The following is a 25,782-nucleotide window of genomic DNA, read 5'->3' on the forward strand; positions in this document are numbered from 1 at the left end:
CCGATTTGCTTACAGCGCTTCCGCGCCGGAAATGATTTCGATCAGCTCGTTGGTGATGACAGCCTGACGCGAGCGGTTGTACTCGATGGTCAGCTTGTCGATCATCTCACCCGCGTTGCGTGTGGCGTTGTCCATCGCCGACATCCGGGCACCCTGTTCGGATGCACCGTTCTCCAGCAGAGCCGAGAAGATCGCCGTGGCGACCCCGCGCGGCAGAAGGTCGGCCAAGACCGCCTCTTCGCTGGGTTCATAGTCGAACAATGTGGACGCTGCGCTGTCGTCGCCTTCTTCGCCGTCGAATTTGGCGGGGATGATCTGCTGCGCCGTCGGCGTCTGCATGACCACGTTGACGAACTTCGCGTAGAAGATCGTCGCCACGTCGAATTCGCCCGCGTCAAAGCGGTTCAGCACGTCCTGCGCGATGTTCTGCGCGTCGCCGTAGCCGATCTTTTTGACTTCGCTGAGGTCAACATGGCCCACCAGATGATCGCCCAGATCGCGGCGCAGCGCGTCGCGGCCCTTCTTACCAACGGTAAGGATTTTCACCTCTTTGCCCTGGGCCAGCAGATCGCGCGCATGGGCCTTGGCCTTCTTCGCGATGTTGCTGTTGAAGCCGCCGCACAGCCCGCGTTCGGCGGTCATGACCACCAGCAGATGCACCTTGTCTTCACCCGTGCCGCTGAGCAGCTTGGGCGCGCTGTCGGAACCGCCGACGCTGGCCGCGAGCCCTGCCATCACGGCGTTGAACCGCTCAGAATAGGGACGCGAAGCCTCGGCAGCCTCCTGCGCGCGGCGAAGTTTCGCCGCGGCAACCATTTGCATGGCCTTGGTGATCTTGCGGGTCGATTTGACCGACGAGATCCTGTTCTTCAGGTCCTTGAGATTTGGCATTGCCTTATCTCCCGTTTAAGCGAAGTCGGCGGCGAAACCGTCGATGGCGGCTTTGATCTTCTCTTCCAACTCGCCTTTGACCTTGCGGTCGTTGTTGGTGATGTCCTTGAGAAGGTCGTCATGCTTGCTGCGCAGATGCGCCAGCAGACCCGCTTCGAAGCGGCCAACGTCCGAGATGTCCACCTTGTCGAGATAGCCGTGGGTACCGGCGTAGATCACGCAGACGATTTCGGAGTTGGTCAGCGGCGCGTACTGGGGCTGCTTCATCAGTTCGGTCAGACGCGCACCACGGTTCAGCAGCTGCTGGGTCGCGGCGTCGAGGTCGGAACCGAACTGGGCGAAGGCCGCCATTTCGCGGTACTGGGCCAGCGACAGTTTCACCGGACCGGCCACCGAAGACATCGCCTTGGTCTGAGCCGAAGAGCCAACACGCGAAACCGACAGACCGGTGTTCACGGCGGGGCGGATGCCCTGGTAGAACAGTTCGGTCTCAAGGAAGATCTGACCGTCGGTGATCGAGATCACGTTGGTCGGAATAAACGCGGAAACGTCGCCACCTTGGGTTTCGATGATCGGCAGAGCCGTCAGCGAGCCGTTGCCAGCCTCATCACCCAGCTTCGCGGAACGCTCGAGCAGGCGGGAGTGAAGGTAGAAAACGTCGCCCGGGTAAGCTTCGCGGCCCGGCGGGCGGCGCAGCAGCAGGGACATCTGACGGTAGGACACGGCCTGCTTGGACAGGTCATCGTAGATGATCAGCGCGTGGCGGCCGTTGTCGCGGAAATGCTCGGCCATCGCGGTGGCGGCATAGGGCGCGAGGAACTGCATCGGCGCGGGCTCGGAAGCAGTCGCAGCCACGACGATGGAGTAGTCGATCGCGCCGGTCTCTTCGAGCTTTTTCACCAGCTGCGCCACGGTCGAGCGTTTCTGGCCGATCGCGACGTAGACGCAGTACATCTTCTTGCTCTCGTCGTCGCCAGCGGCTTCGTTGACCTGAGCTTGGTTCAGCATCGCGTCGAGCGCGACGGCGGTCTTGCCGGTCTGACGGTCGCCAATGATCAGCTCACGCTGGCCACGGCCGATCGGGATCATCGCGTCGACGGACTTGAGGCCAGTGGCCATCGGCTCGTGCACGGATTTACGCGGGATGATGCCCGGTGCCTTCACGTCGGCGATGCCGCGCTTGGTGGCGCCGATGGGGCCTTTGCCGTCGATGGGGTTGCCCAGACCGTCAACAACGCGGCCCAGCAGTTCGTCACCGATTGGCACGTCCACGATGGAGTTGGTGCGCTTGACGGTGTCGCCTTCGGTAATGTCGCGGTCGGAGCCGAAGATAACGACACCCACGTTGTCGGCTTCGAGGTTCAGGGCCATGCCCTGAATGCCGCCGGGGAATTCGACCATTTCACCGGCCTGAACGTTGTCCAGACCATAGACGCGGGCGATACCGTCACCGACGGAGAGAACGCGACCCACTTCGGCCACTTCGGTTTCCTGACCGAAATCCTTGATCTGGTCCTTCAGGATCGCAGAAATCTCTGCTGCTTGGATACCCATTTATCCGACCTCTTTCATTACATTCTGGAGGGAATTGAGCTTGGAGCGGATCGAGGTGTCGATCATCTTCGAGCCCACTTTGACGACAAGACCGCCGATGAGGCTTTCATCAACGGTCGCATGAAGTGATACTTTTTTGCCGGTGGAAGCGGTCAGCGATTTCGCCAGCTTGTCCGACTGTGTCTTCGTCAGTGCTTTGGCCGTTGTGACCTCGGCAGTGATTTCACCTTTGGCTTCGGCAATGGTCTCGCGCAGCGCTTTAACCAGCGCGGGCAGCGCGAACAGGCGGCGCTTTTGCGCCATCAGTTGCAGCGTGTTCGCCATGATCTTGGTCAGGCCCATCTTTTCGGCCAGCACCTTGATCGCCTGCTCCTGCTCTTCGCGGGTATAGAGCGGCGAAGTGGTCAGGCGGCGAAAATCGTCGCTGTCGTTCAATGCCGCTTCAAGCGCGGTAAGATCGCCCTCGATGGCATCGACCTGATTGGCCTCGCGGGCCAGATCGTACACGGCTGTCGCATAACGTTCCGCGATACCGGTGGAAATGGAAGCAGGTTCGGACACGTCCATCCTCTCGTTCAATAAGCGCCGGATATGCGAAGATGTCGCGTCACCAGCAGTTGGCGCGGCTTGAAGTTACCCAAGACGTCTAAATCAGGGGCGATGTAGCAGACAGGTTCACGCCCGGCAACACAGTATAGGCAGGTAATGTCGCGGCGTGCTGCAATATTGCAAGGGCTGCGGCCTATCGCGGCTCTTTGCCGCAGAAAAATGCCACCCCACTCACCGCTGGAGCGGGCCCACGAATCCAGTCCCCTCGCCCGCTGCATGCGCTAAGTCTACAAGGCGCTGAGGCGTTTAGACCGGTTTGGCCTGCGGCTCTGCCATCCCCTCCAACACCCCGATGGCGCGCCTTGCGGTGCTGCGTTGCGGGCGGCCCCGTGGCGGGTAAACCAGTTTCGTGGCCTCCACCAAGATCGCGCCGCCGCCCATCATCGTCGGCATCTGACGCCCGATTTTCTCGAACAAAGGCGCCGATTTCATCCAGATTCGCTGCTGCGACGGGAACTGATAAAGCGCGCCAAGGTGCCGTTCGGGCAGGAACTGATGCTTGCGCAACTGCGTCTCTAGCTGCCCCGGCGAATAGGGCCGCCCATAGCCGAAAGGCGTGCGGTCGCGCCGCGCCCACATGCCCGCGCGGCTTGGCACGATAAACAGCGCCTTGCCCCCCGGCCCCAGCACGCGCCAGCATTCGTCCAGCAGTTCACTGGGCCGCTCAGAGGTTTCGAGCCCGTGCATCAGCACCAGCTTATCCACCGCCCCCGTCTCGACCGGCCAAAGCGTCTCTTCCGTCAGGACCGAGGTGTTGGGCATCCCCGCCGGCCAAGGCATCACCCCCTGCGGGCCGGGCATCAAGACCATCACCCGCCGCGCATCCGCCAGATAGGGGCGCAGCAGGGGTGCAGCAAAGCCAAAGCCGACAACGGTCTGGCCCTTCGCCTCGGGCCAAAGCTCCAACAACCGCCCGCGCAGGGATTTCTGCGCCGCACGTCCCAACGCGCTGCGATAATAGAAATTGCGCAGATCCTGTACATCAAGATGCATTGCAGCCCGCCTTGGTGAATGTCACTCTTACCGGACCATAACAACACAGCGAGGTAAGACGCCATGGCCTTTGATCTGGTCACGATTCCCTGTCTGTCGGACAACTACGCCTTTCTGCTGCGTGACCATGACAGCGGCGCGGTGGCGCTGATCGACGTGCCCGAGGCCGCGCCGATAATGGCAGAGCTTGACCGCCGCGGCTGGACGCTGAGCCAAGTCTGGTTGACCCACCACCACCCCGACCACGTCCAAGGGCTGGCCGAGGTCCTGACCCGTTTCCCCGCCGAGGTGATCGGCGCCAAGGCCGATGCCCACCGCCTGCCCCCGCTCGACCGCGCGGTGGCCGAGGGTGACAGCATCGAGTTGGGCGCGCTTGCGGCCCAAGTGCTCGACGTATCTGGCCATACCGTCGGCCATATCGCCTTTCATGTGCCCCAAGCCAAGGCGGCCTTTACCGCAGACAGCCTCATGGCGCTCGGCTGCGGCCGCCTGTTCGAGGGCACGCCTGCGCAGATGTGGGAAAGCCTGCAAAAGCTGGCCGCCCTGCCCCGTGACACGACGATCTGCTCGGGCCACGAATACACCGCCGCCAACGCAAAATTCGCCCTGACCGTTGATCCGGACAATCCCGCCCTTATATCAAGGACCAAGGACATCGACAGCGCCCGCGCCCAGGGGCAGCCGACCGTCCCCTCGTCGCTTTCACTGGAACTAGAAACCAATCCCTTCCTGCGCCCCGCCGACCCGGCCATCCGCGCGACCTTGGGGATGCCAGACGCCACCGACACAGAAGTGTTCACCGAAATCCGCAGGCGAAAAGACCAGTTCTGAGCGCCTGCAATCATGGCTCAAAGTCCTCGCTCACGGCAAATGTGACCGATTCGGACCAGAATCTTCTTGAAGATGGGCCATGATCAACCAAACTCTAATACTATGAGGCCATGGTCGGACCGGGGCCTGAGACATCTCAGCACCTCACCGACCCCGATCGAAAAGGAGCACGCCCGTGCCTTCATTCTCGACTACACTTGAGCAGGCAATCCACGCGGCCCTCGCGCTGGCCAATGCCCGCCGCCACGAATTCGCAACGCTTGAACATCTGTTGCTGGCCTTGCTCGATGAACCCGATGCCGTGCAGGTCATGAAAGCCTGTTCCGTCGATGTCTCTGACCTGCGCGATACGCTGGTGGAATTCGTCGACGATGATCTCAGCAATCTGATCACCGACATCGACGGTTCCGAAGCGGTGCCAACGGCGGCTTTCCAGCGCGTGATCCAACGCGCCGCAATCCATGTGCAATCCTCGGGCCGGACCGAAGTGACGGGCGCCAACGTGTTGGTCGCCATCTTTGCCGAGCGTGAGAGCAACGCCGCCTATTTCCTGCAAGAACAGGACATGACCCGCTATGACGCGGTGAACTTTATCGCCCATGGTGTCGCCAAAGACCCGGCATATGGTGAATCCCGCCCCGTCACAGGCGCGCCCGAGACCGAGGAAGAGGCCCAAGGCGTCACCGATGGCGACAAGAAGGAATCCGCGCTGGCGAAATACTGCGTGGACCTCAACGCCAAATCCCGCGAAGGCGACATTGACCCGCTGATCGGCCGCGAGGGCGAGGTTGAGCGCTGCATTCAAGTGCTCTGCCGCCGGCGCAAGAACAACCCGCTTTTGGTGGGGGATCCGGGCGTAGGCAAGACTGCCATCGCCGAAGGGCTGGCGCGCAAGATCGTTGCCGGTGAAACGCCTGAGGTGCTGGCCAATACCACGATCTACTCGCTCGACATGGGCGCGCTGCTGGCAGGCACCCGCTATCGCGGCGATTTCGAGGAGCGGCTGAAGGCCGTGGTGACCGAGCTTGAGGATCACAAGGACGCCGTGCTTTTCATCGACGAGATCCACACCGTGATCGGTGCAGGTGCCACTTCGGGCGGCGCGATGGATGCCTCCAACCTGCTGAAGCCCGCGCTTCAGGGCGGCAAACTGCGCACCATGGGCTCCACCACATATAAGGAGTTCCGCCAGCACTTCGAGAAGGACCGCGCGCTGAGCCGCCGGTTCCAAAAGATCGACGTGAGCGAGCCTTCGGTCGAAGACGCCACCAAGATCCTGAAGGGGCTCAAGCCCTATTTCGAAGAGCATCACAGCGTCAAATACACCTCCGATGCGATTAAGACCTCCGTGGAACTGGCACATCGCTACATCAATGACCGCAAGCTGCCGGACAGCGCGATTGACGTGATCGACGAAGCCGGTGCCGCCCAGCACCTCGTCGCCGCCTCCAAGCGCCGCAAGACCATCGGCACCAAGGAGGTCGAGGCCGTGGTGGCCAAGATCGCCCGCATTCCGCCGAAGAATGTCTCCAAGGACGACGTGGTGGTGCTGAAGGATCTGGAAAGCTCGCTCAAGCGGGTGGTCTTTGGTCAGGACGACGCCATCGTGGCGCTGTCTTCGGCGATCAAACTGTCCCGCGCAGGCCTGCGCGAGCCGGACAAGCCCATCGGCAACTACCTCTTCGCTGGTCCCACTGGCGTGGGTAAAACCGAGGTCGCCAAGCAATTGGCCGACACCCTTGGCGTGGAACTGCTGCGTTTCGACATGTCGGAATATATGGAGAAACACGCGGTCAGCCGTCTGATCGGCGCGCCTCCGGGCTATGTCGGCTTTGACCAAGGCGGCATGCTCACCGATGGCGTGGACCAGCATCCGCATTGCGTGCTGCTGCTCGACGAGATGGAGAAAGCGCACCCTGACGTCTACAACATCCTGTTGCAGGTGATGGACCACGGCAAGCTGACCGATCACAATGGCCGCACGGTGGATTTCCGCAATGTGGTGCTGATCATGACCTCCAACGCGGGCGCCTCCGAACAGGCCAAAGCGGCAGTGGGCTTTGGCCGCGACCGCCGCGAGGGCGAGGATACCGCCGCCATCGAGCGGACCTTCACGCCGGAGTTCCGCAACCGTCTGGACGCCGTGATCTCCTTCGCGCCGCTGCCGAAGTCGGTGATCCTGCGGGTGGTCGAGAAGTTCGTGCTGCAACTCGAAGCGCAGCTGATGGACCGCAACGTGACCATCGAGCTCTCCAAGAAGGCCGCCGAATGGCTTGCCGACAAGGGCTACGACGACAAGATGGGCGCGCGTCCCTTGGGCCGTGTGATCCAAGAGCACATCAAGAAGCCGCTGGCCGAGGAGCTGCTCTTTGGCAAGCTGGCCAAGGGCGGTGTCGTCAAGGTCGGCGTCAAGGATGATGAGTTGACGCTCAAAGTCTTGGGCAGCGAAAGCAAGCGTCTTTCCGGTGATCGGCCCCCGCTGCTCACCGCGGAATGATCTATCGGGCCGCACTGGCCCTGATCTTCTCCTCCGCCAGCCCTGCGCTGGCGGAGGATTTGCAATTGGCCTTCCCGCTGGATTGCACCCTTGGGCAGGACTGCCACATCCAACAATATATGGACCGCGACCCGAGCGGCGGCGCAGAGGACTACCGCTGTTCCGGCCTAACCTATGACGGCCACAAGGGTACGGATTTCGCCCTGCCCGACCGCGCGGCGATGGCCGCGGGCGTGACCGTGCGCGCCGCAGCGGCGGGGGTGGTCAAAGGGCTGCGAGACGGGATGCCAGATGGTGCGCCGCTCTCGGAGGTCCAAGGGCGCGAATGCGGCAATGGCGTGGTGATCGACCTCGGCCAGGGATGGGAGACGCAATACTGCCACCTGAAACACGGCTCGCTCCGCGTGCAGGAAGGGCAAGGGGTGGCAGTTGGCGACGCTCTCGGGCTCGTTGGCCAGTCTGGCAAAGCGGCCTTTCCGCATCTGCACCTGTCGCTGCGCCATCACGGCCAGCCCGTCGATCCATTTGCCCCCGAAGGCCATAGTTGTGACGTCGAACCGCGCAAAACCCTCTGGCAAGACACCCCGCCCTACCGCCCCGGCGGGCTGATTGCGCTTGGCTTTGCCGACCGCGTGCCCAGCTATGATGAGATCAAGGCGGGCGAAGCCAATCGCGACAGCCTGCCCAAAGAGGCGCCTGCCTTGGTTATCTACGGCTACAGCTATGGCACGCAAAAGGATGACGTGCTGCGCCTCAGCCTCGCGGGGCCAAAAGGCACGGTCATCGAGAGGGATGTGGTGATGGAGAAGCCGCAGGCGCAAGCCTTTCGCGCCATCGGCAAACGCGCGGCTTCTGCGCCATGGCCAGCCGGGCGCTATACGGGCAGGGTCACACTGCTGCGCGAGGGCCGTGTGATCGACAAAAAGACCGGCGTTCTGACCCTGCGATAGGCCGGGACTGCCTGCCTACTTCTCAGTAAACTTCAACTCGATCCGCCTGTTCTGCGCCCGCGCGGCTTCGGTATTGCCCTCGGCCACGGGCTGATACTGGCCAAAGCCATTGGCGGCCAAACGATCCGGCGCGATGCCGAGGAAATTGACCATATATTTGACCACCGACAGCGCCCGCGCTTGGCTGAGTTCCCAGTTGTCCGCAAACTCCCCAAAGCCGGAAAGCGGCACATTGTCGGTATGACCATCGACGCGGATCACCCAATCGATCTCGGGCGGGATGTCATCCACCACGCTGCGCAGAATGCCCGCCACCTTGGCAATCTCACCCTGCCCGTCTTGGCTCAGCACCGCACTGCCCGGCGCGAAAAGCACCTCGGAGGAGAAGACAAAACGGTCGCCTTCGATCCGCACACCCTCCTGATTGCCCAGCAGATCACGCAACCGCCCAAAGAATTCTGAGCGGTACTGGGCGAGGTTCTTGCTCTCTTCCTCAAGCCGCTTGCGCTCTGCCGTCTCCAATTCGGCGCGGCGGCGTTCCTCCGCCGCGACCCGCGCCAACGCGGTGTTCAACTCGGAGCCAAGCGATTGCAATTCCACCGATTTCGCCGCATCCCGCGCCACCGCGTCATCGAGCAGCGCCTGTAGGTTCCCCAACTGCGCGCGCAGTTCCGCGACCTGCTGGTTCAGCAATTCGGTCTGCCGCTGCGCCGCGGCGCTCACGGCTTTCTCCTCGGCCAGCGTCTCTTCGGCCTGCGCCAAAAGGGCGGCGCGGCGTTCGGCGGCGGTGGTCTTATCCTCGGCCAAAGTCTCCGCCGCGAGTTTTGCCGCCAGCGTCTGCGCCAGACGTTCGCGCAGGTCCGACTGCGTGCCGCTCAGCGCTTCGCCCTCTTCCTCAAGGGATTGCACACGGGCCAGCGCCTCGGCCAGACGGGCGTTCAAGGCCTGCTCGGTCGCCTCGGCCTGCGCCAACCGCGCGCGCAGTTCCTCTTCGGTGCCTTCCGCGGCTTCCAACTCTTCGGTGAGCGCGGCGCGCTCGGCCTCCAGACCCGCGCCGCTCTCCTCCAGCCGCTCCATCCGCAGCAGCGCTGCGGCAAGCTCACTGTCGAGGTCGCTGCGCGCCGCGCGGGCGGCGGCCAAAAGGGTCAGCGTCTCTTCGGCCTTCTTGCGCTGCGTCTCAAGCGAGAGGGTCATGGCCGTCAATTCCGCATCCGCATCCTCCAGCCGGTCGCGCAGGGCCTGCGCCGCTGCGGCTTCGGCCAGACGGGCGGCTTCCTCGGCGCTGAGCGCCTCTTCGGCCTCCGCCACCTCGGCATTGAGGGCGGCGACTTCGGCCTCGGCTTCGGCGTTTTGCGCCCGCAGATCGGCCACCAGCGCATCCAGCGCCTCACGTTTCGCGGCGGCAAGCCGGGCCGTTTCCGCCTGCGCATCGATCTCGTCCCGCGCGGTGCTAAGCGCGAGGTTCAGCGCCTCTTGCTCATCCAACAGCGCGGCTTCGCGGTCTTCCAAGTCACCGATGCGCGCCTGATCTTCCGCCTGCGACGCCAAGAGCGCGGCCACCCGTGCCTCAAAGCCGGTGATCTCGGCCTCCGCCGCCTGCAAGGCAGCCGCTTGCGCGTCGCGTTCAGAAGTCAGCCCGGCGATCACCGCCTCTTGCCGCGACACCTCATCACGCGCGTCGTTCAGTGAGGCATTCAGCGCGCCGAGCCGAGCCTCCAAACGCGCGGTGGTGCGTTCTTCGACGCCAAGCGCTTGGGCAAGGGCCGCGACCTCTCCGGCCAATTCGTTAAGCTCGCTTTCCTGCCCGCTAATCCGCTCGGTCAGGACGAATTGCACCACCATGAAGATAGTCAGCACGAACATCAGAACCAGCAAAAGCCCGGTCATCGCATCGACGAACCCCGGCCAGATGGAGCCCTGAAACCGTGCGCCTGTCCGCCGGGAAAGTGCCATTACTGGTCCCCGCCACCGGGGATATCGCTGGCCCGCAGGCGGCGGGCCTCAGGGGCGCGTTGCCCGGAAAGCGCCTTGGCCAGCAAAGAGATATCCTTGCGCAATTCGGCCATGGTTTCCTGCCGCCCGGCAGAAATCTCTTCCAAGATACGCAGCATCTGCACGTCGATGGAGCGCAGGCGCATCCGGCTTTCCGCGTCGATCCCTTCGCCCGCGACCTGACCTTCGAGCGTGGCGATCAATCGGTCTTGCCCATCGGCCACCCGCTCCAGCGCGCTGTTGGTGGTGGTGTCATGCTCCATCCGCGTGGTCATCCGGTCCACGGCATCGGCCAGCTTGCCCAGCTTGTCGTCGACCATGGCGCGGCTGACGTCGGATTGGGTGAACATCTGCTGCATCTCGGCCATCTGTTCGACCATCTGATCCATCACGCTGGCCATGATGTTCTGGTCACTCACATCATCGCCCGAGGTCAGCCCGACCCGCGTGATGGAACTCAGCCAATCTTCCAACTCTTGATAAAAGCGGTTCTGCCCGTGGCCTGCGAAAAGCTCCAACAACCCCACGACGAGAGAGCCCGCAAGCCCCAGAAGCGAGGAGCCAAAGGCCACGCCCATGCCGCCCAACTGCGCCTCAAGACCGGTCATCAGACGGCCAAAGACATTGACGCCCGCCTCCCCCTCACCGGGGGCGAGGGAGCGGATCGTGTCGACCACAGCCGGAACGGTCGTGGCCAGCCCGTAGAATGTCCCCAAAAGACCGAGGAAAATCAACATATTAACGATATAGCGCGTGATTTCGCGCACTTCGTCGATGCGCGAGGCGACGGAATCGAGGATCGACCGGGTGGAGGTCGTGCTGACCTGCATCCGCGCGCCGCGCTGGCGCAGAAGCGACGCCAAAGGCGCCAGCAATTGCGGCGGCTTGGCATCGGGTTCGGCATTGCCAGCGGCGAAATCCTCGATCCAGCGGACCGAGCCGATAAGCTGCATCACCTGATAGAAACAGGCCAGCACACCGACGATGAAGACAAAGATGATGACCCCATTCAGCCATGGGTTCGCGGCAAAGATCGGCAGCACCCGTGGCAGCGCCAGAAAGACCCCGGTCCCCGTGAGGCCGAGCGCGATCAGCATCAGAGAAATCTGACGCACCGGTTGTGAAAACTGCGGTTTTGCCTTGCGGTCTGGCTGTGCCATGCGGCCTTTCCTGACCCTTTGTTCTGCTCTTGCCGCAGCTTACACTGAAACGGCAAAGAGTTGCCAAGTTTTTATGAGGTCAACGCCTTCACCCGATCATGCAACCACTCCAACGCGGGGTCATGCAAGCCCACTTCGGATAGATGCACGGCGGTGTTGATCAAATACTCGGTATTTGGCCCGCGTCCGCCTACGGCGCGGGCAATGATCTGCGCCTGTTCTTCCAAGGGCAGGCCGCCGCAATATTGCTCATGCGCCGCGTCGATCACATAGGTCACCGCCTCCACGTCGCGGCCATCGGTCAGATGCACGGTGAGGTTTTTCTCGACATAGGCCGAAGAGATCAGCTCACGCTCGCGCAGGTACTCCAACGTCTGCGCCTCCTGCCCCGCAGTCACCCGCATCGCCATGCCTTCGCAGGCCGAGCGGACGGATTCGTCAAGCGCCAGCACCAGCCCCGGCTGTTCGACCGTGCCCCGGTGATGGATCGAGCGCATGCAGAACGATCGCGCATAGCCCGGCAGCGTGGCGATCACGCTTTCCGCTACCTCGAAACCGGGGTTCCACAAGAGGCTGCCATAGCCAAATACCCACATTGTCATCCTGCTGGTCCTTTCTGCTGGCCTTCGGTAAACCGCATCTGAAGCACGATTTGAAGGGCTATCGAAATGCGGAAATGGGTTTGGCTGCTGATTGTGCTCGCCGCACTTTGGGGCGCGTGGTGGGCTGCCGCCACGACGCAGATGCAAAGCACCCTGACCCGCCTGCTCGACACCCGCCGCGCGGCGGGTTGGGAGGTGACGCTCAAAGACATCGACAAAGCGGGCTTTCCCCTGTCCTTGCAAAACCGGCTGAGCGGGTTTGCCGTGGCAGACCCGGCCCGCGGTCTGGCATTCGAAGCCCCGCAGCTTGATCTCTCCGCCCCGGTCTGGTGGCCCGGTGATCTCTCCGCCCGCGCGCCCGTTGCGGCGGCCGACCTGCCCGCAGGCGCATTGCCCCTGACGCTGAAGATGCGCGACCTGCGCGCCGATCTGGAACTGCATCCCGGCACCTCGCTTCAGCTGGAGGCGATGGAGCTTCGCAGCACGCATCTGGAGGTCGACGGCCCCGACGGGCTGCTGCTGAAGGCCGAAGAGCCGCGGATGCGGATCGCGCAATCGGGCAGTGCGGCGCGGGACTATGACATCGCGCTGCTGCTCGGCGGCATCAACCCCGGCCCCTTGCTGCGCAAGGTCTTGGGCGATGGCGCGGGCCAGCCCGGCGGGCAGCCGATCCTCTCGGCGCGGATGGCCGTGACCTTTGCCCGCCCGCTGGACCGGCACAGCGCGATGGCGGGCACCCTGCCGCAGATCGACGCGCTGACGGTTGAGAATGTGGATGCCGCTTGGGGCGAGGTGGCTTTGGGCGCCGAGGGGGCGCTGACCTTTGACGCCGCGGGCATTCCCGATGGGGTGCTGAGCCTGCGGGTCACTAATTGGACCAAACTGCTGGACGCGGGCGAACGCGCGGGCTTTCTGCCGCCGTCGATGCGCGGGCAGGTCGACACCATGCTGCGGCTGTTGGAAGCGCGGGGCGGCACGCCGGGCGGATTGGACCTCGACCTGATCTTTACGGACGGTCAGATGATGCTGGCAGGGATTCCGCTTGGCCCCGCGCCGCGGTTGGTTCAGCCCTAACGGCCGCTTAGCGGCAGTAGCTGCCACTGCGATAGCGCGCCGTGTCGAAGTGAAAGTGGTCTTGGTGAAAGCGGTCTGCCTCTGGCCCCAGCACCGTGCCAAACGGCCCGCAGGCGCCCCGGTGCATCCGTCGCAAAGCCGCGCTGCTGCGCCGCGCGCGCCAGCCCTTCAACAGGCTGATCGTGCTGCCGTCCGCGAGAGCAAACCCGGAAATGTCGATCGCGCGGCCCTTGCCATGTTCGGAGATCTTACCGCCCTTGCGGTTGTTCCGCGTCCGGCAGGCGTAATGCGCGGCGACCTTGAGCTCCCTCAGCCCCCCGCCCTGCGCCGCCAAGGCGGGCACCGCCGATTGGCGCACCCATGTGTTCAGCGCCTTGGCCGTGGTGCAATCCATCACCGCCGCGGTGCCAAGCCGGATGCCCGAGACCGAGCGTATCTTGACCGCATTCTCAACCCCGCAACCGCTGATCCGGCCCGGCACCCGGCCCACCCGGCTGCCCTGTATCGCCAGATCGCCGCAGACCGCGCCCTTGGCCAACATCCGCTGCCGCGCACGGGCGGCCTGTTCGACCTTGGCGCTGCGCAGGGTGGGACGGAGCGATGCTTTCATCCCCTGCCCGCCCTCGGCGGCGGCACGGGCGGCGGGGTCACGTTCGGGCGGGGCGATCGCGCCGCCGGGGGCGACGCTGACCGGCAAGCTATCCCCCTGCTGACGCGCCACGGGGCGCTCAGAACTGTCCGGCCCCGCAGCCAAGGCGATTTGCCCCAGCATGATCAGCGGCAGGACAGCCCAGCCCTTCATGACTTGGGCGCGCCCCGGCCAAAATCGGGCGCGTCGGTATCCTGCCCCGCCTCGATAATGCCGCGCCGGATCGCGCGCGTACGAGTGAAATAGGCGTGCAGATGCTCGCCGTCGCCGGTCCGAATGGCGCGTTGCAGGGCGAAAAGCTCCTCGGTGAAACGGCCAAGGATTTCCAGCGTCGCATCCTTGTTGGTCAGAAAGACATCGCGCCACATCGTGGGATCACTCGCCGCGATCCGGGTGAAGTCGCGGAAACCGGCGGCGGAATACTTGATCACCTCGCTGTCGGTCACCCGGCGCAGGTCGTCGGCCACGCCCACCATCGTATAGGCGATGAGGTGCGGCGCGTGCGAGGTGACAGCCAGCACCAGATCGTGATGCTCGGCGTCCATCTCCTCCACATTGGCACCCGCCCCTTCCCAGAGCGCGCGCAGCCGCGCGATGGCGTCCTTGTCGGTGCCTTCCACCGGGACCAGAAGGCACCAGCGGTTGTCGAAGAGCTCGGCAAAGCCGCTGCGCGGGCCGGAATGCTCGGTCCCCGCCAGCGGGTGGCCGGGGATAAAATGCACGCCATCGGGCAGATGCGGCCCGACCTGCGCGATCACGTCGGCCTTGACCGAACCCACATCCGTCACCGTGGCACCCGGCGCAAAATGCGGCGCGATCTCGGCGGCCACGGCGCCCATGACACCCACCGGCACGCAGAGCACCACCAGATCGGCGCCCGCGACAGCCTCGGCGGCACTGTCGCAGACCCGGTCGCAGAGGCCGATCTCGCGCGCCGTGGCGCGGGTCTCGTCGCTGCGGGCATAGCCGGTGACTTCGCCCGCCAGACCGCCGCGCTTCATCGCCCAGAACAGCGAGGAGGCGATCAGCCCCAACCCGATCAGGGCGACCCTGTCATAGATCTGCGCCATCAGTTGCCCCCCTTGAACTGCCGCACCGCATGGACGACGCGGCGGCAGGCGCTCTCATCGCCCACGGTGATGCGCAGGCAGTTGGGCAGGTTGTAGCCCGCCACCCGGCGCACGATCAGCCCTTGGGTCTTGAGGTAGTCGTCACAAGCCTCGGCCTCGGCCTGGTTGGCGAAACGAGCCAGCACGAAATTGGCGAGCGAGACGTCTGAGGGCACGCCGATCTCGGCCAGCGCATCGGCGAGCCAGGTGCGCCAGCGGGCGTTCTCGGCGCGGCAATGGTCGGTATAGGCGCGGTCGCGCATCGCCGCCTCGGCGGCGTTAAGCGCGGCCTGCGACAGGTTGAACGGCCCGCGCACCCGGTTCAGCACGTCGATCACATGGCCCGGCCCATAGCCCCAGCCGATGCGCAGCCCGCCCAGCCCATAGAGCTTGGAGAAGGTGCGCGTCATCACCACGTTGTCGCGGCGGTCCACCAAGGCGGCACCCCCGTCATAGCCCTCAACATATTCGGCATAGGCCCCGTCGAGCACCAGAAGCGCCTGCGGCGGCAGTGCCTCGGCCAGCCGTTCAAGCTCGGCCAGACCGATCATCGTGCCGGTGGGGTTGTTGGGGTTGGCGATGAACACCAGCCGCGTCGCCTCGGTGCAGGCGGCGAGGATGGCATCGACATCGGTCACCCGCTCACGCTCGGGGACTTCAACGGGCGTCGCACCTGCGGCCAGCGCCGAGATGCGGTACATGGCAAAGCCGTGCTCGGTATGCACCACCTCGGTCCCCGGTCCGGCATAGGCTTGGCAGAGGAAGGCGATGATCTCATCCGAACCCGCGCCGCAGATGATCCGCTCGGCATCGAGGTCCAGAACCTCGGCAATGGCGGCGCGCAGGGCGCTATGGTCGGAGGACGGGTAGCGATGCAGGTCATAGGCCGCGCGGCGATAGGCTTCGACGGCGGCGGGGCTGGGGCCCAGCGGGTTCTCGTTCGAGCTGAGCTTGACCACATTCTCAAGGCCCGCGACATGCGCCGCACCCCCTTGATAAAGGTCGATCTCCATAATGCCCGGTTGCGGTGCGATCTGTGTCATCTCGCTCTCATCCTCACGCTACTGCCGCCCTTCTATCGGGGGTGTCGCGGTGATGCCAGAATCATTCTGCATCCGCGGCGCCCGCGGACGGGCTGTTGCATTGCTGCGCCCCCTCCCCCTCGCGCGCAACGAAAAAGGCCGCGTGGTCTGCACCACGCGGCCTTTGGTATTCGACAGGCGAAGAAGCTTAGTTCTTCGCGTAGAATTCCACGACGAGGTTCGGCTCCATGACGACCGGATACGGCACGTCGCCGAGGCTCGGTGTGCGCACGAAAGTCGCGGTCATTTTGGAGTGGTCGCACTCAAGGTAGTCGGGCACGTCACGCTCGGGCAGTTGCACGGCTTCGAGAACCGAGGTCAGCTGCTTGGAACGGTCACGCACTTCGATCACGTCACCCTCTTTCACGCGGTAGGAGGGGATGTTGACCTTGCGGCCGTTCACTTTGACGTGGCCGTGGTTCACGAACTGGCGTGCGGCGAAAACGGTCGGCACGAATTTGGCGCGGTAAACAACGGCGTCCAGACGGCGCTCCAGCAGGCCGATCAGGTTTTCACCGGTGTCGCCTTTAACACGCTCGGCTTCGCCGAAGATGCGACGGAACTGCTTCTCAGTCAGGTCGCCGTAGTAGCCTTTGAGCTTCTGCTTGGCACGCAGCTGGATGCCGAAATCCGACATTTTGCCCTTGCGGCGCTGGCCGTGCTGGCCGGGGCCGTATTCACGACGGTTCACCGGGGACTTCGGACGACCCCAGATGTTTTCGCCCATACGGCGGTCTAGTTTGTGCTTGGCAGCTGTGCGTTTTGTCACGGCTGATCTCCTTTATAAGGCCCCGAGGGGCGGTAAAGGGCGTTGTCCTTTGGCCGAAGCCCGACAGGCTTCCCCTTGCGGGGTCCACCAACACCAATGAAGGGGCGCTTATACGGGGCCATGGCGGGGAGTCAACGGGGGATTTTCGGCGATTTTAATACGCCCCGCCCCTACCGTGCCATCGCAGCGCAGGGCGCGTGGCGGTGACAGGTCAGGATATGATCATTCACCAGCCCGCAGGCCTCCATCCAAGCATAGGTGATCGTCGGCCCGCAGAACTTGAAACCGGCTTTCTTCAAGTCTTTGCTCACCTGCTCGGACAAGGCGGTCTTCGGCGGCACCTCGGCCTGTGTGGCAAAGCGGTTTTGCAGCGGTTTGCCATCAACATAGCGCCACATGAAGGCGTCGAACCCCTCGCGCGCCTCCACCTCCTGCCATGCGCGCGCGTTGGTGATGGCGGCCTCGATCTTGCCCCTGTGGCGGATGATGCCCGGATCACCCAGCAGGCGCAGCACATCCGCCTCGCCCCATTCGGCGATCTGATGCGGGTCGAACCCGGCAAAGGCCGCACGGAAATTATCGCGCTTTTTAAGGATCGTGATCCAGCTTAGCCCCGCCTGAAACCCGTCAAGGATCAGCTTTTCCCAAAGCGCGCGGCTGTCATATTCGGGCACGCCCCATTCGGTGTCGTGGTAGTCTCGGTAAATCGGGTCATCCCCGGCCCAGTCACAGCGCTGCATCTTCGGCTCTCCCCCTGCGCGATCCACCGCGGAAATCGCCGCCGATTAAGACCGTATTATCACCTTTGCGCCCATACCAATCACAGGACAGCAAGAGAGTACCGCCGTGCCCCGTCGATTCCAACGCCCTTTCGCCGACGTTCCCCCCGGTGGGGACAGCCCGCTGAACCATGCGGTGATGCAGCGCGATGCCGCGACGCTTGAAATGGTGCGCGAGGCCGTGGCCCATCGCCAAACGCTGCTGGCGTTCCAGCCCGTCATGCTGGCCAGCGATCCGACAAATGTGGCCTTTCACGAGGGGCTGATCCGCCTGCTTGATCCCACGGGTCGCGTGATTCCGGCCAAGGATTTCATGCCCGCAATCGAGGACACGGATACCGGGCGGCAGGTGGATGTTCTGGCCCTGCGTCTTGGGCTGAACGCGCTGCACCACCATCCCGGGCTGCGGCTGTCAATCAATATGTCCGCCCGCTCCATCGGGTATCAGGAATGGACCCGCGTCTTGCGCCACTGGCTGGCCCGCGACGCGACCTTGGGCGAACGGCTGATCCTTGAGATCACGGAAAGCTCGGCCATGATGGTGCCGGAACTGGTGACAAGCTTCATGAACCAGTTGCAGCCCCACGGCATCTGCTTTGCCATGGATGATTTCGGGGCGGGGCAAACGGCGATCCGCTATTTCAAGGATTTCTACTTTGATGTCCTGAAGCTTGACGGGCAGTTCATTCGCGGCATCGCCACCAACCCCGACAACCGCGCCCTGACCGCCGCGCTGATGTCCATCGCCACACATTTCGACATGCTGACCGTGGCCGAATGCGTCGAGAACGCCGCCGATGCGGCGGTGCTGGTCGAGATGGGCGTCGATTGCCTGCAAGGCTACCACTTCGCCGCGCCAACCACCCGGCCCCCGTGGCTGAAATTCGACCGGGTGCGCGCCACCGGCTAAGCCAGCGCCGACAGGCCGCCGGGGCTGCGGCGGCGGGCTGCCTGCTCAGTTGCCGCATTGCAGCGCATCCGCTATCACTACCTCAGAGGGACGGGAGCGCCCACGCCCGACGATGGCGCGTGTCGGTGTGCCCCCGCCCAACAAGGTAGAGGAAAGTCACATCATGACCAATGTCGTCATCGCATCCGCCGCCCGGACCGCCGTGGGCAGTTTCGGCGGGGCGTTCGCCAATACGCCCGCCCATGACCTTGGTGCCGCCGTTCTGAAAGAACTGGTGGCCCGCGCCGGGGTGGACCCGTCCGAAGTCTCCGAGACCATTCTGGGGCAGGTGCTGACCGCCGCCCAAGGTCAGAACCCGGCGCGTCAGGCGCATATCAACGCAGGTCTGCCGAAAGAGAGCGCGGCTTGGGGCATCAACCAGGTCTGCGGCTCGGGCCTGCGCGCCGTGGCGCTGGCGGCTCAGCACATCCAGCTCGGTGACGCGAACATCGTGGCCGCTGGCGGGCAAGAGAACATGACCCTCAGCCCCCATGCGCAAAACCTCCGCGCGGGCCAGAAAATGGGCGATTTGCAGTTCATCGACACGATGATCCGCGACGGTCTCTGGGATGCATTCAACGGCTACCACATGGGCCAAACCGCCGAGAACGTGGCCGAGAAATGGCAGATCTCCCGCGACCAGCAAGACGAATTCGCCGTCGCCTCGCAAAACAAGGCCGAAGCCGCGCAGAAGGCTGGCAAATTCGCCGATGAGATCGTTCCCTTCACCATCAAGACCCGCAAGGGCGAGACGGTTGTCGATCAGGACGAATACATCCGCCACGGCGCCAATATCGAAGCGATGCAGAAGCTGCGCCCGGCCTTTACTAAAGACGGCTCCGTCACCGCGGCCAATGCCTCGGGCATCAACGACGGTGCGGCGGGTGCGCTCCTGATGAGCGCGGATGAGGCCGAAAAGCGGGGCATTCAGCCGCTGGCGCGGATCGCCTCCTATGCCACCGCCGGTCTCGACCCGTCGATCATGGGCGTCGGCCCCGTCTATGCATCGCGCAAGGCGCTGGAGAAAGCCGGTTGGTCGCCCGAGGACCTTGATCTGGTGGAAGCCAACGAAGCCTTCGCCGCGCAGGCCTGCGCCGTGAACAAGGAGATGGGCTGGGATCCGGAAATCGTGAACGTCAACGGCGGCGCCATCGCCATCGGCCACCCGATCGGTGCCTCCGGCGCGCGCGTGCTCAACACCCTGCTGTTCGAAATGCAGCGCCGTGACGCCAAGAAAGGTTTGGCGACGCTGTGTATCGGCGGCGGTATGGGTGTTGCCATGTGCCTAGAGCGCCCCTAAGACTAAATCGGCGCGCAACTTTCTTGCGCGCCGAAACATGCATTTGCAAGAACATTACCTTGAGGGAGGGATTACATGTCACGCATCGCTTTGGTCACCGGGGGAAGTCGCGGGATTGGCGCGGCCATTTCGACCACGCTGAAGGACAAAGGCTATACCGTCGCCGCCACCTATGCCGGCAATGACGAAGCCGCCGCGAAATTCACCGAAGAGACCGGCATCAAGACCTATAAATGGAACGTGGCAGATTACGACGCCTCCAAAGCGGGGATCGAACAAGTCGAAGCCGAGCTTGGACCCATCGAGGTGGTGGTCGCCAATGCGGGCATCACCCGCGACGCGCCCTTTCACAAGATGACCCCCGACCAGTGGAATGAAGTCATCGCCACCAATCTGACCGGCGTCTTCAACACGATCCACCCGGTCTGGCCCGGCATGCGCGAACGCAAGTTCGGTCGCGTTGTCGTGATCTCTTCAATCAACGGGCAAAAGGGGCAGTTCGCACAGGTGAACTATGCCGCGACCAAGGCGGGTGATCTGGGCATCGTGAAGTCACTGGCCCAAGAAGGCGCGCGCGCGGGCATCACCGCCAACGCCATCTGCCCCGGCTATATCGCGACCGATATGGTCATGGCCGTGCCCGAAAAGGTCCGCGAAAGCATCATCGCGCAGATCCCCGCCGGACGTTTGGGAGAGCCCGAAGAAATCGCCCGCGCGGTGGCCTTCCTCGTCTCCGACGATGCGGGTTTCATCAACGGCTCGACCATCTCGGCCAATGGGGCGCAATTCGTCGTCTGACGGGCCGATGTTCTGGAAATTTAATGGGCCAGTCTTTTACAAAGACTGGCCTTTTTAATGGGAAAACAGAACCCGACTGCGTCCTTTACTAGCCATCCAGCCTGCCGCCCCGCCAAAGCGGAACGACAGCGATCAAAACGCCGCATTGCGCGGCGAGGGTCAGCTCGACAGGCGGCTAATCTCCTCTTTCAAACGCAGTTTTTCCTTCTTCATGGAAGCCACTTTCAAATCGTCCATACCGGGGGCGCGTTGCGCGGTTTCCACCGCCTCACTCATCGCCTGATGCTTGCGCTTCAGGGTGTCCAGATGTGCGTTCAAAGCCATACAATCCTCCATGATTGGTGTGTGGAATTTCAGTGGACCACAGCGCGACCCACAAGTCACGCGGCACCGCAGCATAGGGGTGAAGTTGGTAAAGAAACGCTTAAGAAGTAGGATAGACCAGCGGCGCCCCCCGGCGCAGGACCGCTTCGATTTCCGGCACATAGCTATCGCCGTCCCCCTCATGCCGCGCGCCACGGTGCATGACAAAGCTATGATAGAGCCGAAAAGCACCGCGTCCGTTCTTGCGCGCACGCAAGAGAATCAACTCCGGCATCCTTCCCGCGCGCGAGGCGAGCGGCAGCACCTCGACCGATCCCATCTCATGCGGCAGCGCCGCCAGAATCTCGGGCAGCCGTTCGGCGCGATGGATAAAATGCGCCTGCCCTTTGGGCTTTAGCCGCCGCGCGGCGGTGCGGACCCATTGTCGCAGGGGCGTCGCCTCACCCAAGGCCGTCTCGCGCCCGGGATCGCGGGACTGGACCGAGGCGGCCCGGTCGAAATAGGGCGGATTGGCAAGAACGTGGTCAAATTGTCGCTGGCGCAGATGCAGGGGCATCTCGGTCAGATCGGCCTCCACCACCTCCAGCGCCGCGCCCCCATTGCGCTGCGCCAGTTCGGCATAGGCGGGTTGCAGCTCACAGCCCGTCAGCGTCAGTCCCGGCACCCGTGCCCCCAGACAAAGCACCGCCGCACCGGCCCCGCAGCCAAGCTCCAGCACGCTCTGCCCTGCCTTGGCCTCTATGCTCGCGGCCAGCAAAACCGGGTCCACCCCGGCACGATAGCCCCGCCCCCGGCGCGGCTGCCAGAGGTGCAGCTTGCCGCCGAGAAAAGCGTCGCAGGTCAGGTCGTCTTCGGTGAAACGGGTCACAGCCCCAGCGGAATCTCATTGTCGCGCATCACCCGCAGGGCGGCGTCATGGTCATCAGGATGCACCATCAGGCGGCGCGGGAAAATCCCAATGCCCCCTTCGAGCACGCTCATGTTTACGTCCATTTCAAAGCAGTCTATATCCTCCCCCCTGAGAAGGGCGGTGGCAAAGGCGATGATGGTCATGTCGGTGCTGCGCAAAAGTTCCTTCATATCAAAGATGTAGAGCCGGATCACCGGCATGTCGAGCGGGACGCGGGAAATGATGATTAAAAGTGATGCAACGGGCAAACCGCACGACCGCATGGCGGCCTATCTAAGCGATGATATGGCGGCGGTCAGCGCGCTGATCCGTGAGCGGATGGCGTCGAAACACGCGCCCCGCATCCCCGAGGTCACCGCCCATCTGGTCGAGGCGGGCGGCAAGCGCCTGCGCCCGATGCTGACGCTGGCCGCGGCCCGGATGTGCGGCTATGACGGGCCCTATCACGTCCATCTGGCCGCCACGGTTGAGTTCATTCACACCGCGACCCTGCTGCACGACGATGTGGTGGACGAAAGCGCCCAACGGCGAGGGCGGCCTACGGCGAACCTTTTGTGGGACAACCAGTCGTCGGTGCTGGTCGGGGACTACCTCTTTGCCCGCAGCTTTCAGTTGATGACCGAGCCGGGCTCGATGCCCGTCATGCGCATCCTGTCGAACGCCGCCGCGACCATCGCGGAGGGCGAGGTGCTGCAACTGACCGCGGCGCAGAATCTGGCCACGGATGAACAGGTCTATCTGCAAGTCGTGCGCGGCAAGACGGCGGCGCTCTTCTCAGCCGCGACCGAGGTGGGCGGCGTGATCGCCGATGCTCCGGAGGATCAGGTCACGGCGCTCTATGACTATGGTGACGCCCTTGGCATCGCCTTTCAGATCGTCGACGATCTGCTGGATTATCAGGGTGATACAGGGGCCACGGGCAAGAACGTCGGCGACGATTTCCGCGAGCGCAAGCTGACCCTGCCGGTGATCAAAGCCGTGGCCAAGGCCGACGAGGATGAGCGCGCCTTTTGGACCCGCACCATCGAGAAGGGCAAACAGGAAGAGGGCGACCTCGACCATGCGCTGATGCTTTTGGACAAACACGACACGCTCACCGCGACGCAGCGCGATGCCTGTGACTGGGCGGAGAAGGCCAAAGCGGCGCTCGCCCCCCTGCCCGACCATGAGTTGAAAGACATGCTGATCGATCTGGCCGACTACGTCGTCGCCCGGATCAGCTAAGCGGCCAAGATCGGCGCGGCGGCGACCCACCATCGCGGCGCCGCGCTGGCAATACGATGGGCCGCGGCCTCGGCCTGCGCCGCCGTGGCGTAGAGGCCGAAACAGGTCGCGCCCGAGCCGGACATCCGCGCCAGCGCCGCATCGCTCAGCGCCTCCAGACAGCCCCCGATGACCGGCTCCCGCGCGATGGCGGGCGCGGCAAGGTCGTTGCGCTGTGCGCTCAGAAAATCGATGAAGTCGGAAAAGCGCGCGAAGCTCGGGATCACCTCGGGCATCGGCGGCTGGTTCTTGTCGCTGAGCGCCGAGAAGACAGCGGGCGTCGGCACATCGACGCCGGGGTTCGCCAGCACCATATGGCAAGGCGGCAGCGCGGAAAGCGGCGTGAGGATCTCCCCCACCCCCTGCATCCGCTGCGGGCCGCGGGTCAGACAGACCGGCACATCCGCCCCGAGCTGCGCGGTGTCTATGGGCAGCGGAACGCCCCAATGCGCCGCAAGCAGCTCCAAGGCCGCCGCCGCATCGGCAGAGCCGCCCCCGATCCCCGCCGCTGCGGGCAAGTGTTTCTCAAGATGCAGTGCGGCGCCACGGCCCGCGCCTGCGTCCAGCATCTCTGCCGCGCGCAGGACAAGGTTGCGGGCATCGGTCGGCACCCCTTCGGCCCGCGGGCCGCTGACCGTCAGGGTCAGATCATCCGCGGCAGCCATATCCAGCCGATCGCCCACACCGGCCCGCACCACCAGCGAATCCAGCAGGTGATAGCCGTCGGCCCGCTGGCCGGTGCAATGCAGGGTCAGGTTCACCTTGGCCCAAGCCATTCGCGACGCCGCAGCGCCGGGGTCGGCGGGCGCCCCATCGTTTGAAAGGCTCATTCGTCCGCAGCAACCTTGAGCGGGGCCGCGCCCTCTTCGGCCAGCACGGCATCGAGCCCGACTTCCAGCTTGCGGCGCATCCGCTCGGGGTCGGCCTCCGAATCCGCATCCGTCAGGTCAACGAAAGAGAGCGCTCGACGCCACTGGAATTCGGCCTCGCGCTTGCGGCCCACGGCCCAATAAACATCCCCGAGGTGATCGTTCACCACCGGATCGACCGGCTCCAGCTCGACCGCCCGTTCCATCTGCTCAACCGCTTCTTCGTAGCGGTCCAGCCGGTAGAAGACCCAGCCCAGCGAATCGACGATATAGCCGCTGTCGGGGCTGGCCGCGACGGCGCGTTCGATCATCTCCAGCGCCTCGTCCAAGTTGCGCTGCTGTTCGACCAGCGAATAGCCGAGGTAGTTCAGCACCTGCGGCTGTTCGGGGTTCAACTCAAGCGCGGCGCGGAAATCGGCTTCGGAGCCTTCCCAATCGCCGCTGCGCTCCTTTGCGATGGCGCGGGCGTAGAACAGCACCCAACGGGCACGGGCGGTTTCGGGCGTCAGCGCGAGCGCTTGGTCGTAGGAGTCGATGGCCGCCTCGTATTCCTCTTCGGCGCGCAGCATGTCGCCCAGCGTGGAATGCACGACCGGCAGATCGCCGTGGCTACGCGCCAATTGCTCCAGCACTTCGATGGCCTGCGCGGTCTTGCCCGAGCGGCGCAGCGCGTCGGCGCGGCCCAGTTCGGCGGCGTGATAGGCCGGGCTGTCAGCAGGCAGGGATTTATATTCGGCAATCGCCAGATCATGCTCGCCAAGGTTCTCCAAAAGGCTTGCCGTCAGCAAAAGCGCATCGACATGCTCCGGGCGCAGATAACGCGCGATGCGCGAATAGAGCAAAACGTAGTAGTCCCCCGCCGCCTCATTGCGCAGCACAGCGGCGAAGGTGAAAAACACCTCGGCCATGCCCGCTTGGGCGTCGGGCATATGGCTGAAGGGCGCGGGCGTTTCCTGCTGCAAACCTTCGATCAGCCGCGCGATTTCGGGGTCGCTATCCGCGCCGAAACCGTCAGAGAGCACCGCCAGCGCATCCTCGCTGCGCCCCAATTGGCCAAGGATCTCGGCATGGGCCATCACGCCGCGCCGGGTCTGGCCTGCGGCCCCTGCCTCACCACTGGCAAAGATCGCCTCCGCCCCTTCGAAGTCGCCCACGCTCGCCAGCGCGAGGGCCTTATGATACATCACGAAGCCCTGCATCCCGGCCTCTTCGCTGAGACTATCGAAGGCGGCCATCGCGGCGGTGACATCGCCCGCCCCCATATGCGCCCAAGCCTGCACCAGCCCGCCGACCCAAGGGCCGATGGCCGAGGTATCGCGTTCAAGCAGGGCCATGTAATCGCCCTCTTTCGCCAAGGCGGCCACAAGGGTCATCTCGGCCACCTGGCTCTTGGTGCCGAGGGTGATCATATTGCGTGCCAGCGGCAGCGCCTTGTCCACCCGCCCGAGCGAGAGATAGGACAGCACCGCGCTTTCCATCAATTCGATGTTCTTCGGGTCCCGCGCCAGCGCTTCGGTGTAGTACCGCGCGGCCTCGGGGTAGTCGCTGTTCACGGCGGCATGACGCCCCGCCAGATAGGGGCCTGCGACCGATTGCGCCATCAGCGGCGCCGACAGGCCGATGCAAAGCGCCGCAACGCTGGTGAAACCTAGGACATTCCGAAACATGCAAACCGCCTCATATCGCTTTGCACGCAGGCTATCATCTTCGTGCCGGGGCGCAATGGCGGGGCGGTGATGTCGCCCGGGGCAGACAGGATTTCGCCGAAAAGACGAAAAAGACCGGCACGCCTGCGCGTGCCGGTCCTTTAACTGTGCCTTTGGCGATG

25 protein-coding genes are annotated in these 25,782 nt (G+C 64.0%); 8 read left to right on the top strand and 17 right to left on the bottom strand.

What is annotated here, in order from left to right:
• Positions 1-9 precede the first annotated feature (9 nt).
• The 4 genes from ACGYK2_RS07485 to ACGYK2_RS07500 all read right to left on the bottom strand — a co-directional run bounded on the left by ACGYK2_RS07485 (position 10) and on the right by ACGYK2_RS07500 (position 4,047).
• Complete coding sequence (locus ACGYK2_RS07485) at positions 10-891, bottom strand: F0F1 ATP synthase subunit gamma (protein ID WP_136720392.1); 882 nt, start codon at positions 889-891, stop codon at positions 10-12.
• Between the two features lie 15 nt (positions 892-906).
• Positions 907-2,445, bottom strand: a complete 1,539-nt coding sequence (gene atpA, locus ACGYK2_RS07490; protein WP_209218275.1) for a F0F1 ATP synthase subunit alpha — start codon at positions 2,443-2,445, stop codon at positions 907-909.
• Positions 2,446-3,006: a F0F1 ATP synthase subunit delta gene (locus tag ACGYK2_RS07495; RefSeq protein ID WP_271688175.1), complete on the bottom strand. Its 561-nt coding sequence runs from the start codon at positions 3,004-3,006 to the stop codon at positions 2,446-2,448.
• A 294-nt stretch (positions 3,007-3,300) separates the two neighbouring features.
• Positions 3,301-4,047, bottom strand: coding sequence for a class I SAM-dependent methyltransferase (locus ACGYK2_RS07500; protein ID WP_067262215.1), 747 nt, complete (start codon positions 4,045-4,047; stop codon positions 3,301-3,303).
• A 63-nt stretch (positions 4,048-4,110) separates the two neighbouring features.
• On the opposite strand from ACGYK2_RS07500, the gene gloB reads away from it, so the two are divergent.
• From gloB to ACGYK2_RS07515, 3 genes are all read left to right on the top strand, one after another.
• Positions 4,111-4,878, top strand: a complete 768-nt coding sequence (gene gloB, locus ACGYK2_RS07505) for a hydroxyacylglutathione hydrolase (RefSeq protein WP_271688177.1) — start codon at positions 4,111-4,113, stop codon at positions 4,876-4,878.
• A gap of 175 nt (positions 4,879-5,053) precedes the next feature.
• Positions 5,054-7,375: an ATP-dependent Clp protease ATP-binding subunit ClpA gene (gene clpA / locus ACGYK2_RS07510; protein ID WP_067262217.1), complete on the top strand. Its 2,322-nt coding sequence runs from the start codon at positions 5,054-5,056 to the stop codon at positions 7,373-7,375.
• A complete protein-coding gene (locus tag ACGYK2_RS07515) occupies positions 7,372-8,325 on the top strand; it encodes a M23 family metallopeptidase (protein WP_271688180.1) in 954 nt (317 codons plus the stop codon). The genes clpA and ACGYK2_RS07515 overlap by 4 nt, the downstream gene beginning before the upstream one ends.
• A 15-nt stretch (positions 8,326-8,340) precedes the next feature.
• On the opposite strand, the gene ACGYK2_RS07520 is transcribed toward ACGYK2_RS07515, so the two are convergent.
• From ACGYK2_RS07520 to ACGYK2_RS07530, 3 genes are all read right to left on the bottom strand, one after another.
• Complete coding sequence (locus ACGYK2_RS07520) at positions 8,341-10,278, bottom strand: peptidoglycan -binding protein (RefSeq protein WP_271688182.1); 1,938 nt, start codon at positions 10,276-10,278, stop codon at positions 8,341-8,343.
• Positions 10,278-11,477: a biopolymer transporter ExbB gene (locus ACGYK2_RS07525; RefSeq protein ID WP_271688184.1), complete on the bottom strand. Its 1,200-nt coding sequence runs from the start codon at positions 11,475-11,477 to the stop codon at positions 10,278-10,280. The genes ACGYK2_RS07520 and ACGYK2_RS07525 overlap by 1 nt, the downstream gene beginning before the upstream one ends.
• 71 nt (positions 11,478-11,548) lie before the next feature.
• A complete protein-coding gene (locus ACGYK2_RS07530; protein WP_271688186.1) occupies positions 11,549-12,079 on the bottom strand; it encodes a gamma-glutamylcyclotransferase in 531 nt (176 codons plus the stop codon).
• Positions 12,080-12,145: 66 nt separating this feature from the next.
• On the opposite strand from ACGYK2_RS07530, the gene ACGYK2_RS07535 reads away from it, so the two are divergent.
• The gene (locus ACGYK2_RS07535; protein WP_271688187.1) at positions 12,146-13,153 is read left to right on the top strand and encodes a DUF2125 domain-containing protein; all 1,008 of its coding nucleotides are present in this window, start codon (positions 12,146-12,148) and stop codon (positions 13,151-13,153) included.
• Positions 13,154-13,160: 7 nt separating this feature from the next.
• Here the strand turns inward: ACGYK2_RS07535 and ACGYK2_RS07540 are convergent, their stop codons facing one another.
• The 5 genes from ACGYK2_RS07540 to ACGYK2_RS07560 all read right to left on the bottom strand — a co-directional run bounded on the left by ACGYK2_RS07540 (position 13,161) and on the right by ACGYK2_RS07560 (position 17,502).
• Positions 13,161-13,955: an extensin family protein gene (locus tag ACGYK2_RS07540; RefSeq protein WP_271688188.1), complete on the bottom strand. Its 795-nt coding sequence runs from the start codon at positions 13,953-13,955 to the stop codon at positions 13,161-13,163.
• Complete coding sequence (locus ACGYK2_RS07545; protein WP_271688189.1) at positions 13,952-14,872, bottom strand: prephenate/arogenate dehydrogenase family protein; 921 nt, start codon at positions 14,870-14,872, stop codon at positions 13,952-13,954. Before ACGYK2_RS07545 ends, ACGYK2_RS07540 begins: the two co-directional genes overlap by 4 nt.
• The gene (gene hisC, locus ACGYK2_RS07550; protein WP_067262230.1) at positions 14,872-15,954 is read right to left on the bottom strand and encodes a histidinol-phosphate transaminase; all 1,083 of its coding nucleotides are present in this window, start codon (positions 15,952-15,954) and stop codon (positions 14,872-14,874) included. The genes ACGYK2_RS07545 and hisC overlap by 1 nt, the downstream gene beginning before the upstream one ends.
• Before the next feature lie 187 nt (positions 15,955-16,141).
• The gene (rpsD, locus tag ACGYK2_RS07555) at positions 16,142-16,762 is read right to left on the bottom strand and encodes a 30S ribosomal protein S4 (RefSeq protein WP_067262232.1); all 621 of its coding nucleotides are present in this window, start codon (positions 16,760-16,762) and stop codon (positions 16,142-16,144) included.
• Positions 16,763-16,932: 170 nt separating this feature from the next.
• Positions 16,933-17,502: a DNA-3-methyladenine glycosylase I gene (locus ACGYK2_RS07560; RefSeq protein WP_271688190.1), complete on the bottom strand. Its 570-nt coding sequence runs from the start codon at positions 17,500-17,502 to the stop codon at positions 16,933-16,935.
• Between the two features lie 106 nt (positions 17,503-17,608).
• Between ACGYK2_RS07560 and ACGYK2_RS07565 the strand changes: the two genes are divergently transcribed.
• The 3 genes from ACGYK2_RS07565 (at position 17,609) to phbB (ending at position 20,588) form a co-directional block, all read left to right on the top strand.
• On the top strand, positions 17,609-18,451 hold the full coding sequence (locus ACGYK2_RS07565; RefSeq protein ID WP_271688191.1) for an EAL domain-containing protein: 843 nt from the start codon (positions 17,609-17,611) through the stop codon (positions 18,449-18,451).
• Between the two features lie 163 nt (positions 18,452-18,614).
• Positions 18,615-19,790 carry an acetyl-CoA C-acetyltransferase gene (locus ACGYK2_RS07570; protein WP_209218288.1) on the top strand — a complete coding sequence of 392 codons (1,176 nt, stop codon included), beginning with the start codon at positions 18,615-18,617 and terminating at the stop codon, positions 19,788-19,790.
• A gap of 75 nt (positions 19,791-19,865) precedes the next feature.
• A complete protein-coding gene (phbB, locus tag ACGYK2_RS07575; RefSeq protein ID WP_209218289.1) occupies positions 19,866-20,588 on the top strand; it encodes an acetoacetyl-CoA reductase in 723 nt (240 codons plus the stop codon).
• 159 nt (positions 20,589-20,747) lie between these two features.
• On the opposite strand, the gene ACGYK2_RS07580 is transcribed toward phbB, so the two are convergent.
• The 3 genes from ACGYK2_RS07580 to ACGYK2_RS07590 form a co-directional block, all read right to left on the bottom strand.
• On the bottom strand, positions 20,748-20,912 hold the full coding sequence (locus tag ACGYK2_RS07580) for a YdcH family protein (RefSeq protein WP_082852182.1): 165 nt from the start codon (positions 20,910-20,912) through the stop codon (positions 20,748-20,750).
• A 100-nt stretch (positions 20,913-21,012) separates the two neighbouring features.
• The gene (locus tag ACGYK2_RS07585; protein ID WP_276154279.1) at positions 21,013-21,780 is read right to left on the bottom strand and encodes a tRNA1(Val) (adenine(37)-N6)-methyltransferase; all 768 of its coding nucleotides are present in this window, start codon (positions 21,778-21,780) and stop codon (positions 21,013-21,015) included.
• On the bottom strand, positions 21,777-21,992 hold the full coding sequence (locus tag ACGYK2_RS07590) for a DUF2007 domain-containing protein (RefSeq protein WP_040700850.1): 216 nt from the start codon (positions 21,990-21,992) through the stop codon (positions 21,777-21,779). The genes ACGYK2_RS07585 and ACGYK2_RS07590 overlap by 4 nt, the downstream gene beginning before the upstream one ends.
• 49 nt (positions 21,993-22,041) lie before the next feature.
• Between ACGYK2_RS07590 and ACGYK2_RS07595 the strand changes: the two genes are divergently transcribed.
• Positions 22,042-23,046: a polyprenyl synthetase family protein gene (locus ACGYK2_RS07595; RefSeq protein WP_394374271.1), complete on the top strand. Its 1,005-nt coding sequence runs from the start codon at positions 22,042-22,044 to the stop codon at positions 23,044-23,046.
• Here the strand turns inward: ACGYK2_RS07595 and ACGYK2_RS07600 are convergent.
• Together ACGYK2_RS07600 and ACGYK2_RS07605 are read right to left on the bottom strand one after the other, a co-directional pair.
• A complete protein-coding gene (locus ACGYK2_RS07600; RefSeq protein WP_271688193.1) occupies positions 23,043-23,915 on the bottom strand; it encodes a 4-(cytidine 5'-diphospho)-2-C-methyl-D-erythritol kinase in 873 nt (290 codons plus the stop codon). The two genes, ACGYK2_RS07595 and ACGYK2_RS07600, sit on opposite strands and share 4 nt — an antisense overlap.
• Positions 23,912-25,621, bottom strand: a complete 1,710-nt coding sequence (locus ACGYK2_RS07605; RefSeq protein ID WP_271688194.1) for a tetratricopeptide repeat protein — start codon at positions 25,619-25,621, stop codon at positions 23,912-23,914. The genes ACGYK2_RS07600 and ACGYK2_RS07605 overlap by 4 nt, the downstream gene beginning before the upstream one ends.
• Positions 25,622-25,782 lie beyond the last annotated feature (161 nt).

It is taken from the genome of Sulfitobacter sp. 1A10359, assembly GCF_043558145.1.
Classification (GTDB): domain Bacteria; phylum Pseudomonadota; class Alphaproteobacteria; order Rhodobacterales; family Rhodobacteraceae; genus Sulfitobacter; species Sulfitobacter faviae.